This is a genomic window from Streptomyces sp. NPDC093591 (genome assembly GCF_044764885.1).
GTDB lineage: Bacteria > Actinomycetota > Actinomycetes > Streptomycetales > Streptomycetaceae > Streptomyces.
The window spans coordinates 397,337-411,106 of sequence record NZ_JBIWIY010000007.1; the positions used below are offsets into that span (position 1 = coordinate 397,337).

Sequence of the window (13,770 nt, forward strand, 5' to 3'; positions counted from 1 at the left end):
AGGGGAAAGGACCAGAGACTCGCCCGGCGCCTAGATCATGGGCTGCGGCTGCGTCAACTCGTCGTACACGCTGAGCACTTGGGCCACCGTCTCGTCCTCCGTCGGCCAGCTCGCCGCCTGCCGCAGGCCCCGCTCCCTGAGCAGCTCGCGGCGCTCGGGATCGCCGAGCAGCCGTACGACGGCGTCGGCGAGCGCCTCCGGGTCGCCGTACGGGACGAGTTCGGCCGCGTCACCGACGAGTTCCGGCACCCCGCCGACCTCGGTGGCGACGAGCGGCACGCGCGTGTGAAGCGCCTCCTGGGCGAGGACGGACCGTGACTCCCAACTGCTCGGCAGAAGCGCGATGTCGGCGGCGGCGAGCAGCTCGGAGACGTCGTCGCGCCGCCCGATGAGCCGTACGGGCAGCCCCTCGTCCTCGATCCGCTGCTGCAGCGCGGCCCGCAGCGCCCCCTCCCCCGCGATCACGACCAACGGCACGGGATCGAGCCGCAGCCACGCGCGCGAGGCGTCCAGCAGCACGTCGTACCCGCGATGCCGCTCCAGCGAGCCGACGGCGATCAGCAACGGGCGCCCGGTGGCTCCGAGTTCGGCCCGGACCTTGGGCCGCAGCCGGTCGGGGTCGTCGTGCTCCACGGCCCGGCCCGGGCCGGGCATCGCGACGGCGGCGAGGCGGGCGTCCCGGGCACCCGTACGGCGGGCCCGGTCCACCAGCGCCGAGGTGGTCCCGAGCACGACGGAGGCGGCCTTGACGACCCGCCGCTCCAACAGCCGTACGAGATGGGCGCGGGCCCCCTCGGCATGCGCCCGGTCGTGCCAGGTGACGACGAGCGGAGTGCGCCGTCCACTGAGCGCGAGGACGGCACGGAAGGAGGCGTGCAGCCCGTGCGCGTGCACCAGGTCGGCGTCGGCGCACGCGGCCCGCAGGGCGGCCACGGAGGCGGGATCGCTGCTGCGTGGCACGTGTACGTGCTCGGCACCGGCCCCGGTGAAGTCGTAGGCGTGATCGGCCTCGACGGGGGCGCATACGGTGACCCGCACGCCCCGCGCGACCAGCCCCGAGGCCAGCGATCGCACATGCGCGCTACTGCCGGCGTTGCCGCCGCCCAGCACCTGCACGGTGCGCAGCGACGACTGGCCGTGCGGTGAGTGGCTGCTCACGGGGGTCACGTGGCCGGGGCTCCTGGTTCGGGTCGGGCGGTCACGAAGAAAGTACAGAAGGATCGGGCGGAGGGGGTGTACCGCGAAGATCCCTACGCGTACGACGTGTTTACGCCAAGGATGCCAGGACGTACGGGTGTTCCGGGAACGGCGGGAGGGCGAAGACGGCGCGGACGCCGGGCAACGCGGCGGGCCGAGTCACCTGCACGAGTGAGCCGGGGTGGGGGGTGTGGCCGAACATGCGCACGTGGAGCATGCCTCGGCGGCCGGCATGAAGGCGGCCATCGCGCCGAGGCACCGGACGTCGCCGACCGCGACCGGGCCCCGCTGCTGGAGTGAGTTCCCCAAGGTCCTGGACGCGGCCGTGCGCCACGACGGCGCACGGCCGGCTCCGCCACCGCTCTCGCTACACGTCCGCCCGAGCCGTAGCCAGCAACTCCTCCGCGTGGGCCCGCGCGGTCTCCGAGTCCTCCTGGCCGGCGAGCATCCGGGACAGCTCCCGGACCCGCTCCTCGCCCTCCAGGACCTTCACCCCGGACCGGGTGACCGACCCGTCGTTGGTCTTCTCGACGAGCAACTGCCGGTCGGCGAAGGCGGCGACCTGCGGCAGGTGGGTCACCACGACGACCTGCGCGGTCTTCGCCAGCCGGGCCAGCCGCCGCCCGATCTCCACGGCCGCCTTGCCGCCGACGCCCGCGTCGACCTCGTCGAAGAGGTACGTCGGCACGGGATCGGTCCCCGCGAACACGACCTCGACGGCGAGCATCACGCGCGAGAGCTCACCACCGGACGCGCCCTTGGCGATGGGCCGGGGCGGCGCTCCCGGGTGCGGCGCGAGCAGCAGCTCGACCTCGTCCACGCCGGACGGCCCATAGGCGACCGCGCGCCCGCCGACCTCCACGCCCTCCGGATCCTCGGTCTGCCGGATGTCGAAGGACACGCGCGCGTGCGGCATGGCGAGCGAGGCCAGCTCCGCCGTCACGGCGGCGGCGAACCGCTCGGCGGCGTCCGTCCGCGCATCGGTCAACGCCTGCGCCAGCCCGCCCAGCTCGGCCCGCAGCGCGTCCCGCTCGGCGGTCAGCTCCCCGATCCGCTCGTCGTCGCCGTCCAGCTCGGTCAGCCGGGCAGCGCTCTCCTCGGCCCAGGCGAGCACGGAGGCGACGTTCTCGCCGTACTTCCGCGTGAGCGCGTTCAGCGCGGCCCGCCGCTCCTCGACGGCCGCGAGCCGCAGGGGGTCGGCGTCCAGGTCATCGGCGTAGCCCGCCAACTCCCCGGCGACATCGCCCAGCAGGATCCCGATCTCCCCGATCCGCTCCGCCAGCGCGGCCAGCGCCGGATCGTGCGCCCGCACGGCGTCCAGGGCCCGCTGCGCACCGGCCACGAGCGTCGCCGCGTCGATGCCCTCGGGATCCTCGGGGTTGCCCGCGAGGGCGGCGTGAGCGGCCGTGGCGGCCGACGACAGCGCCTCCGCGTGCCCCAGCCGCTCGGCCTCCTCCGCCAGCTCCATGTCCTCACCGGCCCGCGGCTCGACCCCCGCGATCTCGTCCAGCCCGAACCGCAGCATGTCGGCTTCCTGAGCCCGCTCACGCGCGCGCGTGACGATCTCGTCCAGCTCGACGGAGACCGCCCGCAGCCGCCGGTACGCCTCGGTGTACTTGGCGAGCGGCACAGCGACGGAATCCCCCGCGTACCGGTCGAGCGCCTGCCGCTGCCGGGACAGCTTCAGCAGCCCCTGCTGATCGGTCTGCCCATGCACGGCCACCAGTTCGTCGGCGAGCTCGGCCAGCATCCCCACGGGCACACTGCGCCCACCGAGATGTGCCCGCGACCGCCCTTCGGCGGAAACGGTACGGCTGATCAGCAGCGCCCCGTCGTCGAGCTCCGCCCCGGCCTCCTCTACCCGTACGACGACCGGCGCACCCGAAGGCACGGCGATCCGCCCCTCCACGACCGCCTTCTCGGCCCCGATCCGCACGAGCGCCGGGTCCGCCCGCCCGCCGAGCAACAGCCCCAGGCTGGTGACCACCATGGTCTTGCCCGCACCCGTCTCACCCGTGACGGCGGTGAACCCCGGCGACAGCTCGACGACAGCGTCGTCGATGACTCCGAGCGACCGTATCCGCATCTCCTCCAACACGGACACGACCTTACGAGGTCGGGGGCGGGGAGTGCGACGGCCCCCGGGTGCGTGATGTGAAGGTGCAGGTGACGAATGGGTATCGGCCGCACATTGTCACCCAGGGGAGTGGATGCCCCTGAGGGGCGCGGGGAACTGCGCGACAAGCCACGACGGACCCGCAGCCGCCAACGCAACCCCACACCCCACGGCGAGACGACTAATGAGGCGCCCCCCGCCACCCGGAAACCGGCAAGGCAAACTTCGCAACCAGCCGGTCGGTAAACGACGCATGATGCAACCGAGCCAGCCGCACCGGCACAGCCCCCCGCCGCACCTCGACCCGCGCCCCCGGCGGCAACTCCACGGTCCGCCGCCCGTCACACCACAACACCCCCGGCGGGATATGCGGCAGAACCTCCACCGCAAGCACCGAATCCGGCGACGTCACCAACGGCTTCGCGAACAACGCGTGCGCACTGATCGGCACCATCAACAGCGCCTCGACCTCGGGCCACACCACGGGCCCCCCGGCGGAGAAGGCATACGCGGTCGACCCGGTGGGGGTCGACAGCACGATCCCGTCGCACCCGAACCCCGTCACCGGCCGCCCGTCGATCTCCAGCACGACCTCGAGCAGCTTCTCGGCACCGGCCTTCTGCACGGCCGCCTCATTGAGCGCCCAGTCCGTGTGCACGATGTCACCGTTCTGATGCACGACGACGTCGACGGTCATCCGCTCCTCGACCTCGTACGCCTTGGTGACGACCCGGTCGACAACCTTGTCGAGATCGTCCCGCTCGGCCTCCGCGAGGAACCCGACGCGCCCGAGGTTGACGCCGAGCATCGGCACCCCGGACGCCCGCGCGAACTCGGCACCCCGCAGCAGCGTCCCGTCACCGCCCAGCACTATCAGCAGCTCGCACCCGTCGAGGCACTGCGGAGTCGCCTCCTTGACGAGCTGCACCTCGGGCGGCAGCGGCAGGTCGGCCGCCTCGTACTCCAGCACCCGCACACCGATCCCCGACCGCAGCAGTCCCTTGACCACCAGCTCGGCGCTGCGAATGGCCGCGGGCCGCCCCGTGTGGGCGAGCAGAAAGACAGTACGAGCTCGGTTCTGTGTCAACGCGGCCCCTCCGCAACTGCACGGTCAACGTCGGCCGGGTCCAGGGCGGGCGCCCCGGAACGCAGCCACAGAAAGTACTCGACATTCCCGGAGGGACCGGGCAACGGACTGGCCGTGACCCCCTTCACCCCGAGGCCGAGTTCCCACGCCTTCTCGGCCACGCCGCGCACGGCCTCGGCCCGCAGCTGAGGGCTGCGGACGACCCCGCCGCTCCCCAGCCGTTCCTTCCCCACCTCGAACTGCGGCTTGACCATCATGACCAGGTCCGCGTCCGGCTTCACGCACCGCACCAGGGCGGGCAGCACCAGTCCGAGCGGGATGAAGGAAAGATCCCCCACGACAAGATCCACTGGCTCCCCATCGATCGCTTCGAGCGTCAACTCGCGTACGTTCGTACGGTCTTTGACGGTCACGCGTTCATCACTCTGGAGAGTCCAGGCGAGTTGTCCGTATCCGACGTCGACGGCGACCACATGGGCGGCCCCCGACCGCAGCAGAACGTCGGTGAAACCCCCGGTGGACGCGCCGGCGTCCAGCGCCCGCCGCCCTTCCACCACGAGCCCCTGGGGCACGAAGGCCGCCAGCGCGCCCGCGAGCTTGTGCCCGCCCCGCGACACGTACTCGGGATCGGTGTCGTCGGACACCACGACGATCGCCGCAGCGGTCTCCACCTGCGTGGCCGGCTTGGTCGCGACGGTCTTGCCGACGGAGACCCGCCCGGCGGCGATCAGCTGGCTGGCGTGCTCGCGCGAGCGCGCCAGCTTCCGGCGGACCAGCTCCGCGTCGAGACGACGGCGTGCGACTCCTGCCACGTTCGGTTCAGCTCCTGTTCCCATACGGCGATAGGGGCGCCGGAGGTCCCGGGCGGGCGTCGAGCGCGGTGAGCGCGTCGCGCAGCCCCCGGTGTACATCCTCGTACACCTCGAGGTGCCCGTCCGTGGCGAGGTGGTCGGTATCGCCCAGCCGCTCCAGCTGGGCGTCGACCTCGGCGTTGCCGGTGGGGGTGCGGGGGACGTTCAGCGGGGCGGGAGCGGCGGGGTCGTACGCGGGTTCGACCGCGAGACCGGCCCCCTCCGCCTCGGGCACCTCGGCCGCGCCTACGACCGCCTCGGCCTCCTCCGGGATCTCCGTCTCCGGAACCGTGTCGCTCATGCCCAGACGCTACCCCGAACCGCTGGGGTACCGTCGATCGCGATGGCCACGATTGAGGAGTGCCGCGCCGCACTCGAAAAGCTCTCGGACAACATGCAGCGCGCCGAAGGGGACGTCCGCACGGCCGCGACCCTGGACCGCTCGGTCAGCTGCCACATCACCGACCTGGACATCACGTTCGCCGGCCGCATGGCGGGCGGCCGGATCCAGGTCCAGGAGACACTCCAGGGCCCGCCCCGCGAGAAGGCCCAGATCAGACTCAGCATGAGCGGTGACGACCTGGTCGCTCTGGTCGACGGCGAACTGCACTTCGCCAAGGCCTGGGGCTCGGGCCGGGTGAAGCTGCACGCGGGCGTACGCGACCTGCTGGTGCTCAGGAAGCTTCTGTAGCCGCGACCTTCTCGACCTGATCCTTCTTGCCCTGGTCCTTCTTGACCTGGTCCTTCTTGACCTGGTCCTTCTTGCCCTGTTCGCGCGCCTTCCGAGCCGCCGGCACCACCAACGGCGTCCCCGTCTCCGGGTCGTCGATGACCTGGCACCGCAGCCCGAAGACCTCCTCGACCAGCTCGGCCGTCACGATGTCGTTCGGCGCGCCCTCGGCGATGATCTTCCCGCCGCGCAGGGCGATGAGGTGCGTGGCGTACCGGGCGGCGTGGTTGAGGTCGTGCAGCACGGCGACCAACGTGCGCCCCTGCTCCTCGTGCAGTTCGGCGCACAGGTCCAGGACGTCGATCTGGTGCTGGATGTCGAGGTAGGTCGTCGGCTCGTCGAGCAGCAGCAGCGGCGTCTGCTGCGCGAGCGCCATGGCGATCCACACGCGCTGGCGCTGACCGCCGGACAGTTCGTCGACATAGCGATCCGCGAGCTCGGCGACCCCGGTCTGCTCCATCGACTCCTGCACGACCCGCTCGTCCTCGGTCGACCACTGACGCAGGATGCCCTGGTGCGGGTACCGGCCCCGGCCCACCAGGTCGGCGACGGTGATCCCGTCGGGCGCGATCGACGACTGCGGCAGCAGACCCAGCGTGCGCGCGACCTTCTTCGCCGGCATCGACTGGATGACCTGCCCGTCGAGGAGGACCCGCCCCTGGCTGGGCTTGAGCATCCGTGACAGCGCCCGCAGCAGCGTGGACTTACCGCACGCGTTCGGGCCGACGATCACGGTGAAGGAGTTGTCAGGTATCTCCACCGACAGCTGCTCGGCGATGACCCGCTGGTCGTAGGCGAGGGTGACGTTGTCGGCGGACAGGCGGTTCACGGTGCTCCTTCGGTTGTTCAGCCCACTGCTGTTCTTGTTGCTGCTGCCGGCGCTCATATCCGGCCCGCCTTGCGCTCGGTGACCAGCAGCCACAGCAGGTACACGCCGCCGAGCACGCCCGTGACGACGCCCACGGGCAACTGATCGGCTCCGAAGACCCGCTGGGAGATCCAGTCGGCGGCGACGAGCAGGGCCGCGCCCATGCACAGCGAGGGCAGCAGATTCGGCCCGGGTGAGCGGGTCAGGCGCCGGGCGAGCTGCGGGGCGGTGAGCGCCACGAAGCTGACGGGCCCGGCGGCGGCGGTGGCGGCCGCGGTGAGCAGCACGGCGGCCACCATCAGCAGCAGCCGTACGCGTTCGACGCGCACCCCGAGGGCGTACGACACGTCGTCGCCCATCTCCATCATCCGCAGCCCGCGCGCGTTGGCGAGGACCAGCGGCACGAGGACGGCGCACAGCGCGAGCAGCGGCCAGACCTGGGCCCAGTCACGTCCGCTGAGGGAGCCGGTCATCCACACGACCGCGCGGGCCGCGTCGACCAGGTCGGCCTTGGTCATCAGATAGCCGTTGACCGCCGTCATGATCGCGGACATGCCGATCCCGACCAGCACCAGTCGATAACCGTGCACGCCCCGCTTCCAGGCGAGCAGATAGATGGCGACCCCGGTCGCGAGTCCGCCCGCCAGTGCGCCGAGGGTCACCTGGGTGGCGTCCCCGGAGAGCAGGACGATCACCACGAGCGCCCCGGCCGTGGCCCCCTGCCCGAGACCCAGGATGTCCGGGCTGCCCAGCGGGTTGCGGGACAGCGCCTGGAACAGCGCACCCCCGAGGCCGAGCGAGGCACCGACCAGAAGCCCGACCAGGACCCTGGGCAGCCGCAGCTCGTTGATGATGAACTCCTGCCCCGCGTTGCCGTCGCCGGCCAGCGTCCTGAGGACGTCGCCCGCCGCGATCGGGAAGTCGCCGGTGCCGATCAGCACGACGCTCGCGGCGAGAGCGGCGAGCAGCAACAGGACGACGACGGTCAGCGCCCGGACGTCCAGCCGGACGGAGAGCCCACCCGGGATCCGCACGGCGCGGTTGGCGCGGCTGGTCCGGCTTGCGGACCCCGCTTCGCTCTGCGAAGCACGCTTCGATGCGCTCATGGCGTCGCTCTTCACTGCGGTCTTCACAGCTGGGCCGTCCTCCGCCGTCGTACGAGAAAGATGAAGACCGGCCCGCCGAGGATCGCGGTGACGATGCCGACCTGAAGCTCCGAGGGCCGGGCGACGATCCGGCCGAGGACGTCGGCGCCGAGCAGCAGCACGGGCGACAGGACGGCCGCGTACGGCAGGATCCAGCGCAGGTCGGGGCCGGTGAAGGACCGCACGATGTGCGGCACCATCAGGCCGACGAACACGATCGGCCCGCAGGCGGCGGTCGCGGCCCCGCACAGCACGGTCGCGGCGAGCATCGACAGCACCCGGGTGCGGTTCAGGTTCGCGCCGAGGGCCTTGGCCGTGTCGTCGCCCATCTCCATGGCGTTCAGCGGCCGGGCGAGGGCGAGCGCGAGGACGGTGCCCGCGAGGAGGAACGGCAGCACCTGGGTGATGGTCGAATCGGTCGCCGAGGACAGCGAACCGACCGTCCAGAAGCGCATCTTGTTCAGCGCCACGTCATCCATGATCATCACGGCCTGGAGATAGCCGTAGAGCGCGGCGCTGATCGCCGTACCGGCGAGCGCGAGCCGTACCGGGGTGGCGCCCCGGCTGCCGCCGAGGAACCAGACCATCGCCCCGACCGCGGCCGCGCCGAGGAAGGCGAACCAGACGTAGCCGCTCAGGCTCGTGACGCCGAAGAAGGTGATGGCGGTGACGACCGCGGCGGACGCGCCCGCGTTGATGCCGAGCAGGCCGGGATCGGCCAGCGGATTGCGGGTGAGCGCCTGGAGCACGGCACCGGCGAGACCGAGGGCGGCGCCGGCGAGCAGCCCGAGCACGGTGCGCGAGATCCGGTCCTCGACCACGACGTCGCCGTAGGTCCCCGAGCCCTCGAACAGGCCGTGCCAGACCTCCCCCATGGACAACTGTTTCGCCCCGATCGCGATGCTCGCCGTTGCGACGACCACCAGGATCAGGACAGAGACGAGCAGCCCAACGGCGCGGAGCGCCCGTCGGGTTGGCGGCGCGGACACGGAGTCCGCGCGCTGTTCGGGAGGACTGTCGACCAACACGCAGTTAGGTTAGCCTACCCTGCTATTCAGCCACGATCCCGCCGCGTGCCCGCACCCGCTCGTCCCCGACACGGTGCGGCGACTCACCACCCCAGCCGCGCCAACGCCTTCCCCGCTTCCAGCTCGCACACACCTTCACCAGCCGCCGTCCAGGCCGCCGCGCACAACGCCCGCAGCCCGTCCAACCCCTCACCCTCACCGTCGAGTTCCAGCCGCTCCGCACCGGCGGCGGCCGTCCAGCCACCACACCGGAAGCCGTCACCGTCCGCCACGACCTCCGGCTGCCCGGTGAGCAACCCCCGCAGATCCGCGTCGACATAAGTCGGCCGGTGCTGCGGCGGCGCGGCCAGCAACTGCGCGCCGTCGGTCACCCCGGTCAGGACGAGCAGTGAGTCGACGTCCCCGTTGAAAGCGCCCTCGATGTCCGTGTCCAGCCGGTCCCCGACCACCAGCGGCCGCTCGGCCCCGGTCCGCAGGATCGTCTCCCGGTGCATGGGAGGCAACGGCTTGCCCGCCACCTGCGGCTCGGCGCCGGTCGCTATCCGTACGACCTCCACCGCGGCCCCGTTGCCCGGCGCTATCCCGCGCCCGCTCGGAATCGTCAGATCGGTGTTGGACGCGAACCAGGGCACCCCGCGCGCGACGGCGTACGAAGCCTCCGCGAACCGCCCCCACGGCAACTCGGGCCCGCCGTACCCCTGCACGACCGCCGCCGGATCGTCGTCGGCCGACTCCACCGGCTCCAGTCCGCGCTCCCGCAGCGCCACCCGCAGCCCCTCCCCGCCGATCACCAGTACCCGGGCGCCCGCCGGCACCTGCTCACTGATCAGCCGCGCGACCGCCTGCGCCGAGGTGATGACGTCACCCGCACCCGTCGGTATCCCCAGCTCCGTCAGATGCGCGGCCACGGCATCCGGAGTCCGCAGGGCGTTGTTCGTGACATAGGCAAGATGCATCCCGCCCGCACGGGCCACGGCCAGCGACTCCACGGCATGCGCGATCGCATGGCCCCCCGCGTACACCACACCGTCGAGGTCGAGCAGAGCCGTGTCGTACGCCTCACTCAGGGCCTGCCCACTGCCCTCGGGCCTCATCCGGACACCCTGGCTCATTCCGCATCGCTCCTCGTTCGACGACTTTCCCCGATCATCCCCCATGCCACTGACACCCGTACGATGCCGGGATGAACACAGCAGGTCACCCGGAAGCAACGGCGCGCCGAGGCCTGGAACTCACCCCGTTCCGAGGCCTTCGCTACGACCCCGACCGGGTCGGCGGCCTGGCCGCCGTGACATCCCCTCCGTACGACGTCGTCGTCCGCCCCGACGGCCTGCACCACCTCCAGGACGCGGACCCGTACAACATCGTCCGCCTGATCCTCCCCCAGGCCGACACGGCCGACGCCCGCAACGAACAGGCGGCCAAGACCCTGCGCCGCTGGCTCTCCGAGGGCGTCCTGACCGCCGACCCCGAGCCCGGCCTCTACGTCTACGAGCAGCACGACGGCGACGGCATGCTGCAGCGCGGCATCATCGGCGCCCTGCGGGTGACGGAGCCGTCGGAGGGCCTGGTCCTGCCGCACGAGGACGTCATGCCGCACGTGGTCGCCGACCGAGCGGACCTGATGCGCGCCACCTCCGCGAACCTCGAGCCCCTGCTCCTGACGTACCGCGGCAACGGCACGGCGGCCGACGCGACGGCCGTCATCGAGCGCACGGCCGAGCGCCCGCCCCTCTTCTCGACCACCACGGAGGACGGGTTCAGCCACCGCCTGTGGTCGATCACCGACCCCACCGACCTGGCCCGCGTCCAGTCCGACCTGGCCCGCCACCAGGCCCTGATCGCCGACGGCCACCACCGCTGGGCGACGTATCGCCGTCTACGCGCGGAGCACTCCTCCCCCAGCCCTTGGGACTACGGCCTCGTCCTCCTGGTCGACACGGCCCGCTACCCGCTCCGCGTCCGCGCGATCCACCGCCTCCTGCACGGCCTGCCGGTCCCGGCCGCCCTGACCGCCCTCGACGGCCAGTTCCGCGTACGCCGCCTCGAACTCCCCCTGCCCGAGGCCCTGGAGGCCTTGGCGGACGCGGCCCGCTCAGGCAACGCCTACCTCCTCGCCGGAGACGGCGCCTTCCACCTCGTCGACCGCCCGGACCCGGCCCTCCTCGCCCGCACGGTCCCCACCGACCGCCCGGCCGCCTGGCGCACCCTGGACGCGACAGTCCTGCACGCCACGCTCCTCGCCGAGATCTGGCACATCCCCGAGGACGACCCCACCCGCATCGCCTACATCCACGACACCGCCGCCACCGTCGAGAAGGCCGAACGCGACGGCGGTACGGCCGTCCTCATGCACCCCGTCCGCGAGGACGTCGTACGCGACCTCGCCCGCCAGGGCGTCACCATGCCCCGCAAGTCGACGTCGTTCGGCCCGAAACCGGCCTCGGGCCTGGTCCTGCGCGCCCTGGACCTCTGAACGCCGAAGGGCGGGACCCCAAGCCCGGGGTCCCGCCCTTCACTTCACGCGTCGCTCACTCCTCGCGGCCCTCATCGGCCCCGCCCTCAGCCTGCTGGTCGCCGTCGGCCTCGTTCTCAGCCTCGTTGTCGCCCTCGTTCTCGTCGAAGGCGTCGACGAACTCGACACCGTCCAGCTCGGCAAGCCGGTCGGAGGCGTCCGTGCTGCCGTCCTTGTCGGCCTCGACAGCCTTGGCGAACCACTCCCGCGCCTCACCCTGCCGCCCGGCCGCGAGCAGCGCGTCCGCGTACGCGTACCGCAGCCGCGCGGTCCACGGCTGTACGGCGTTGGAGGCGAGCTCGGGGCTCTGCAGCGTCACGATGGCCGCGTCGAGCTGCCCCAGGTCACGCCGGGCGCCGGCCGCGACGAGTCGCATCTCGACCTGCCCGGCCTTGTCCAGCTTGTGCACCTCGGGCGCCCCGGCCATGTCCAGCGCCTTCTCCGGCCGCCCGAGCCCACGCTCGCAGTCGGCCATGAGCGGCCACAGGTCCACGGTCCCGGTCATCCGCCGCGCCGCCCGGAACTCGGCCAGCGCCTCGGCGTACTTCTGGTTCGCGTACGCCGCGAACCCGGCCGCCTCACGTACGGCCGCGACACGCGACGCCAGCCGCAGGGCCACCCTGGAGTAGCCGTAAGCGCCCTCGGGGTCCTCGTCGATGAGCCGCGCGACCATCACCAGGTTCTTGGCGACGTCCTCCGCGAGCGTCTTCGGCAGGCTCTGCAGCTCCTGCCGTACGTCCTGGTCGATCTCGTCGCCGGTGACGTCCTCCGGGATCGGCAGCCGCTTGATCGGCTCGCGGTCCCGATCCCGCTCATCACGGAACCGGCCACCGCCACGCCGGTCGTCTCGGCGGTCATCACGGCGGTCGTCACGTCCACGGAACCCTCCGGGACGCCCACCACGGTCGTCCCGACGGGGCCCACGACCGCCACGGTCGTCCCGGCCCCGGAACCCGCCATGCTCGCCCCGGCTGTCATCACGCCGGAACCCGCCACGCTCCCCGCGGCTGTCATCACGCCGGAACCCGCCACGCTCCCCGCGGCTGTCATCACGCCGGAACCCGCCACGCTCCCCGCGGCTGTCATCACGCCGGAAGCCACCGCGATCCCCGCGGTCCTCAGCACGCCGGTCGTCCCGACGCAGCCCACGGTCACGGTCGCTGCCACGCTCACCACGGTCATCCCGCCGGAAACCACGGTCACGGTCATCCCGCCGGAAGCCACCCCGCTCGCCGTCACGACGGTCGTCACGGCGGTCGTCACGGCGGTCGTCCCGCCGGAAACCACGGTCACGGTCGTCGCCCCGACGGTCATCACGACGGTCGTCACGGCGACCGTAGCTGCCACGGTCACCGCGGTCGTCGCGACGGAAGCCACCACGGTCGTCGTCGCGCCGGAACCCGCCACGATCGGCGTCCCGACGCTCTCCGCGGTCGTCGCGACGGTAGGAAGGACGGTCGCCGTCACGGCGGAACCCACGCTCGCGATCCCGATCGTCCCGACGCGGCCCACCGGACCGATCGTCCCGACGGAACGCGGGGCGAGGCCCCCGGTCGCCGTCCCGGCGATCATCACGCCGATCGTCGCGACGGTCATCACGCCGGTCGTCGCGGCGGTCGTCGCGGCGGCCATCACGTCGGTCGTCACGCCGGCCGCCGTAACCACCACGACTGTCATCACGCCCGTAACGGCCGCGGTCACCACGGTCGTTGTCCCTGTCCCGACGGTCGTTGTCCCGCCGGAAACCGCCCCGGTCCCCGCGGTAACCGCCTCGGTCACCCCGGTCGCCGCGGTCACCACTGTCCCGTCGCCGCTGGTCGCGCTCCGGTCGATCGTCGGGAGAGTTGGTGGACATGGGTGACTCCTGTCTTCGGTACCGCAAGTCATTCTCGCGCAGCCGGCTACCCAGCGCGCTCCGGAAAAACAAAAAGGACCTCTGGTCCCAGCTTGACGCTGGGACCAGAGGTCCTCCAAAGATTGTTCGGCGGCGTCCTACTCTCCCACAGGGTCCCCCCTGCAGTACCATCGGCGCTGTAAGGCTTAGCTTCCGGGTTCGGAATGTAACCGGGCGTTTCCCTCACGCTATAACCACCGAAACACTATGAAACTATCCAGCCGCACCATGCCGTGACCTGGCATGGGGCTGTTCGTGGTTTCAGAACCAACACAGTGGACGCGAGCAACTGAGGACAAGCCCTCGGCCTATTAGTACCAGTCAGCTTCACCGGTTACC

Annotated in this window: 13 protein-coding genes and 1 rRNA gene; 3 read left to right on the forward strand and 11 right to left on the reverse strand. The window is 71.8% G+C overall.

The features are described from left to right. Positions 1 to 30: 30 nt before the first annotated feature. The 5 genes from ACIREI_RS17905 to ACIREI_RS17925 all read right to left on the reverse strand — a co-directional run bounded on the left by ACIREI_RS17905 (position 31) and on the right by ACIREI_RS17925 (position 5,552). Complete coding sequence (locus ACIREI_RS17905) at positions 31 to 1,167, reverse strand: glycosyltransferase family 4 protein (RefSeq protein ID WP_403333657.1); 1,137 nt, start codon at positions 1,165 to 1,167, stop codon at positions 31 to 33. A 397-nt stretch (positions 1,168 to 1,564) separates the two neighbouring features. Then, on the reverse strand, positions 1,565 to 3,283 hold the full coding sequence (gene recN / locus ACIREI_RS17910) for a DNA repair protein RecN (protein WP_403333707.1): 1,719 nt from the start codon (positions 3,281 to 3,283) through the stop codon (positions 1,565 to 1,567). A gap of 211 nt (positions 3,284 to 3,494) precedes the next feature. Beyond that, the gene (locus ACIREI_RS17915) at positions 3,495 to 4,400 is read right to left on the reverse strand and encodes an NAD kinase (protein WP_403333659.1); all 906 of its coding nucleotides are present in this window, start codon (positions 4,398 to 4,400) and stop codon (positions 3,495 to 3,497) included. Continuing rightward, positions 4,397 to 5,212 carry a TlyA family RNA methyltransferase gene (locus ACIREI_RS17920; protein WP_403333661.1) on the reverse strand — a complete coding sequence of 272 codons (816 nt, stop codon included), beginning with the start codon at positions 5,210 to 5,212 and terminating at the stop codon, positions 4,397 to 4,399. Before ACIREI_RS17920 ends, ACIREI_RS17915 begins: the two co-directional genes overlap by 4 nt. 7 nt (positions 5,213 to 5,219) lie before the next feature. Beyond that, entirely contained in the window at positions 5,220 to 5,552 is a 333-nt protein-coding gene (locus tag ACIREI_RS17925; RefSeq protein WP_403333663.1) for a hypothetical protein, read from the reverse strand. A 42-nt stretch (positions 5,553 to 5,594) separates the two neighbouring features. Between ACIREI_RS17925 and ACIREI_RS17930 the strand changes: the two genes are divergently transcribed. Continuing rightward, positions 5,595 to 5,942: an SCP2 sterol-binding domain-containing protein gene (locus ACIREI_RS17930; protein ID WP_403333665.1), complete on the forward strand. Its 348-nt coding sequence runs from the start codon at positions 5,595 to 5,597 to the stop codon at positions 5,940 to 5,942. Here ACIREI_RS17930 and ACIREI_RS17935 read toward each other — a convergent pair. The 4 genes from ACIREI_RS17935 to ACIREI_RS17950 form a co-directional block, all read right to left on the reverse strand. Beyond that, positions 5,926 to 6,867, reverse strand: coding sequence for an ABC transporter ATP-binding protein (locus ACIREI_RS17935; RefSeq protein ID WP_403333667.1), 942 nt, complete (start codon positions 6,865 to 6,867; stop codon positions 5,926 to 5,928). The genes ACIREI_RS17930 and ACIREI_RS17935 overlap by 17 nt on opposite strands. Beyond that, positions 6,864 to 7,955 (reverse strand): FecCD family ABC transporter permease, encoded by a 1,092-nt coding sequence (locus ACIREI_RS17940; protein WP_403333669.1) that lies wholly within the window; start codon positions 7,953 to 7,955, stop codon positions 6,864 to 6,866. Before ACIREI_RS17940 ends, ACIREI_RS17935 begins: the two co-directional genes overlap by 4 nt. A gap of 23 nt (positions 7,956 to 7,978) precedes the next feature. After that, positions 7,979 to 9,022, reverse strand: a complete 1,044-nt coding sequence (locus ACIREI_RS17945; RefSeq protein ID WP_403333671.1) for a FecCD family ABC transporter permease — start codon at positions 9,020 to 9,022, stop codon at positions 7,979 to 7,981. An 83-nt stretch (positions 9,023 to 9,105) separates the two neighbouring features. Next, on the reverse strand, positions 9,106 to 10,134 hold the full coding sequence (locus tag ACIREI_RS17950; protein WP_403333673.1) for an HAD hydrolase-like protein: 1,029 nt from the start codon (positions 10,132 to 10,134) through the stop codon (positions 9,106 to 9,108). Positions 10,135 to 10,205: 71 nt separating this feature from the next. On the opposite strand from ACIREI_RS17950, the gene ACIREI_RS17955 reads away from it, so the two are divergent. Beyond that, the gene (locus ACIREI_RS17955) at positions 10,206 to 11,498 is read left to right on the forward strand and encodes a DUF1015 domain-containing protein (protein WP_403333675.1); all 1,293 of its coding nucleotides are present in this window, start codon (positions 10,206 to 10,208) and stop codon (positions 11,496 to 11,498) included. A 55-nt stretch (positions 11,499 to 11,553) separates the two neighbouring features. Here ACIREI_RS17955 and ACIREI_RS17960 read toward each other — a convergent pair whose 3' ends face one another. Continuing rightward, positions 11,554 to 12,318 carry a hypothetical protein gene (locus ACIREI_RS17960; protein WP_403333709.1) on the reverse strand — a complete coding sequence of 255 codons (765 nt, stop codon included), beginning with the start codon at positions 12,316 to 12,318 and terminating at the stop codon, positions 11,554 to 11,556. Between the two features lie 177 nt (positions 12,319 to 12,495). Between ACIREI_RS17960 and ACIREI_RS17965 the strand changes: the two genes are divergently transcribed. Beyond that, entirely contained in the window at positions 12,496 to 13,398 is a 903-nt protein-coding gene (locus ACIREI_RS17965) for a hypothetical protein (RefSeq protein ID WP_403333711.1), read from the forward strand. Between the two features lie 118 nt (positions 13,399 to 13,516). Here the strand turns inward: ACIREI_RS17965 and rrf are convergent. Then, positions 13,517 to 13,633, reverse strand: a 5S ribosomal RNA gene (rrf, locus tag ACIREI_RS17970). Positions 13,634 to 13,770: the final 137 nt, after the last annotated feature.

What these genes read in the sequence shown, in the direction of transcription:
- recN (WP_403333707.1), bottom strand. Translation starts at nt 3,283, where the DNA reads ATGCGGATACGGTCGCTCGGAGTCATCGACGACGCTGTCGTCGAGCTG.
- ACIREI_RS17925 (WP_403333663.1), bottom strand. Translation starts at nt 5,552, where the DNA reads ATGAGCGACACGGTTCCGGAGACGGAGATCCCGGAGGAGGCCGAGGCG.
- ACIREI_RS17930 (WP_403333665.1), top strand. Translation starts at nt 5,595, where the DNA reads ATGGCCACGATTGAGGAGTGCCGCGCCGCACTCGAAAAGCTCTCGGAC.
- ACIREI_RS17935 (WP_403333667.1), bottom strand. Translation starts at nt 6,867, where the DNA reads ATGAGCGCCGGCAGCAGCAACAAGAACAGCAGTGGGCTGAACAACCGA.
- ACIREI_RS17940 (WP_403333669.1), bottom strand. Translation starts at nt 7,955, where the DNA reads ATGAGCGCATCGAAGCGTGCTTCGCAGAGCGAAGCGGGGTCCGCAAGC.
- ACIREI_RS17950 (WP_403333673.1), bottom strand. Translation starts at nt 10,134, where the DNA reads ATGAGCCAGGGTGTCCGGATGAGGCCCGAGGGCAGTGGGCAGGCCCTG.
- ACIREI_RS17955 (WP_403333675.1), top strand. Translation starts at nt 10,206, where the DNA reads ATGAACACAGCAGGTCACCCGGAAGCAACGGCGCGCCGAGGCCTGGAA.
- ACIREI_RS17965 (WP_403333711.1), top strand. Translation starts at nt 12,496, where the DNA reads ATGCTCGCCCCGGCTGTCATCACGCCGGAACCCGCCACGCTCCCCGCG.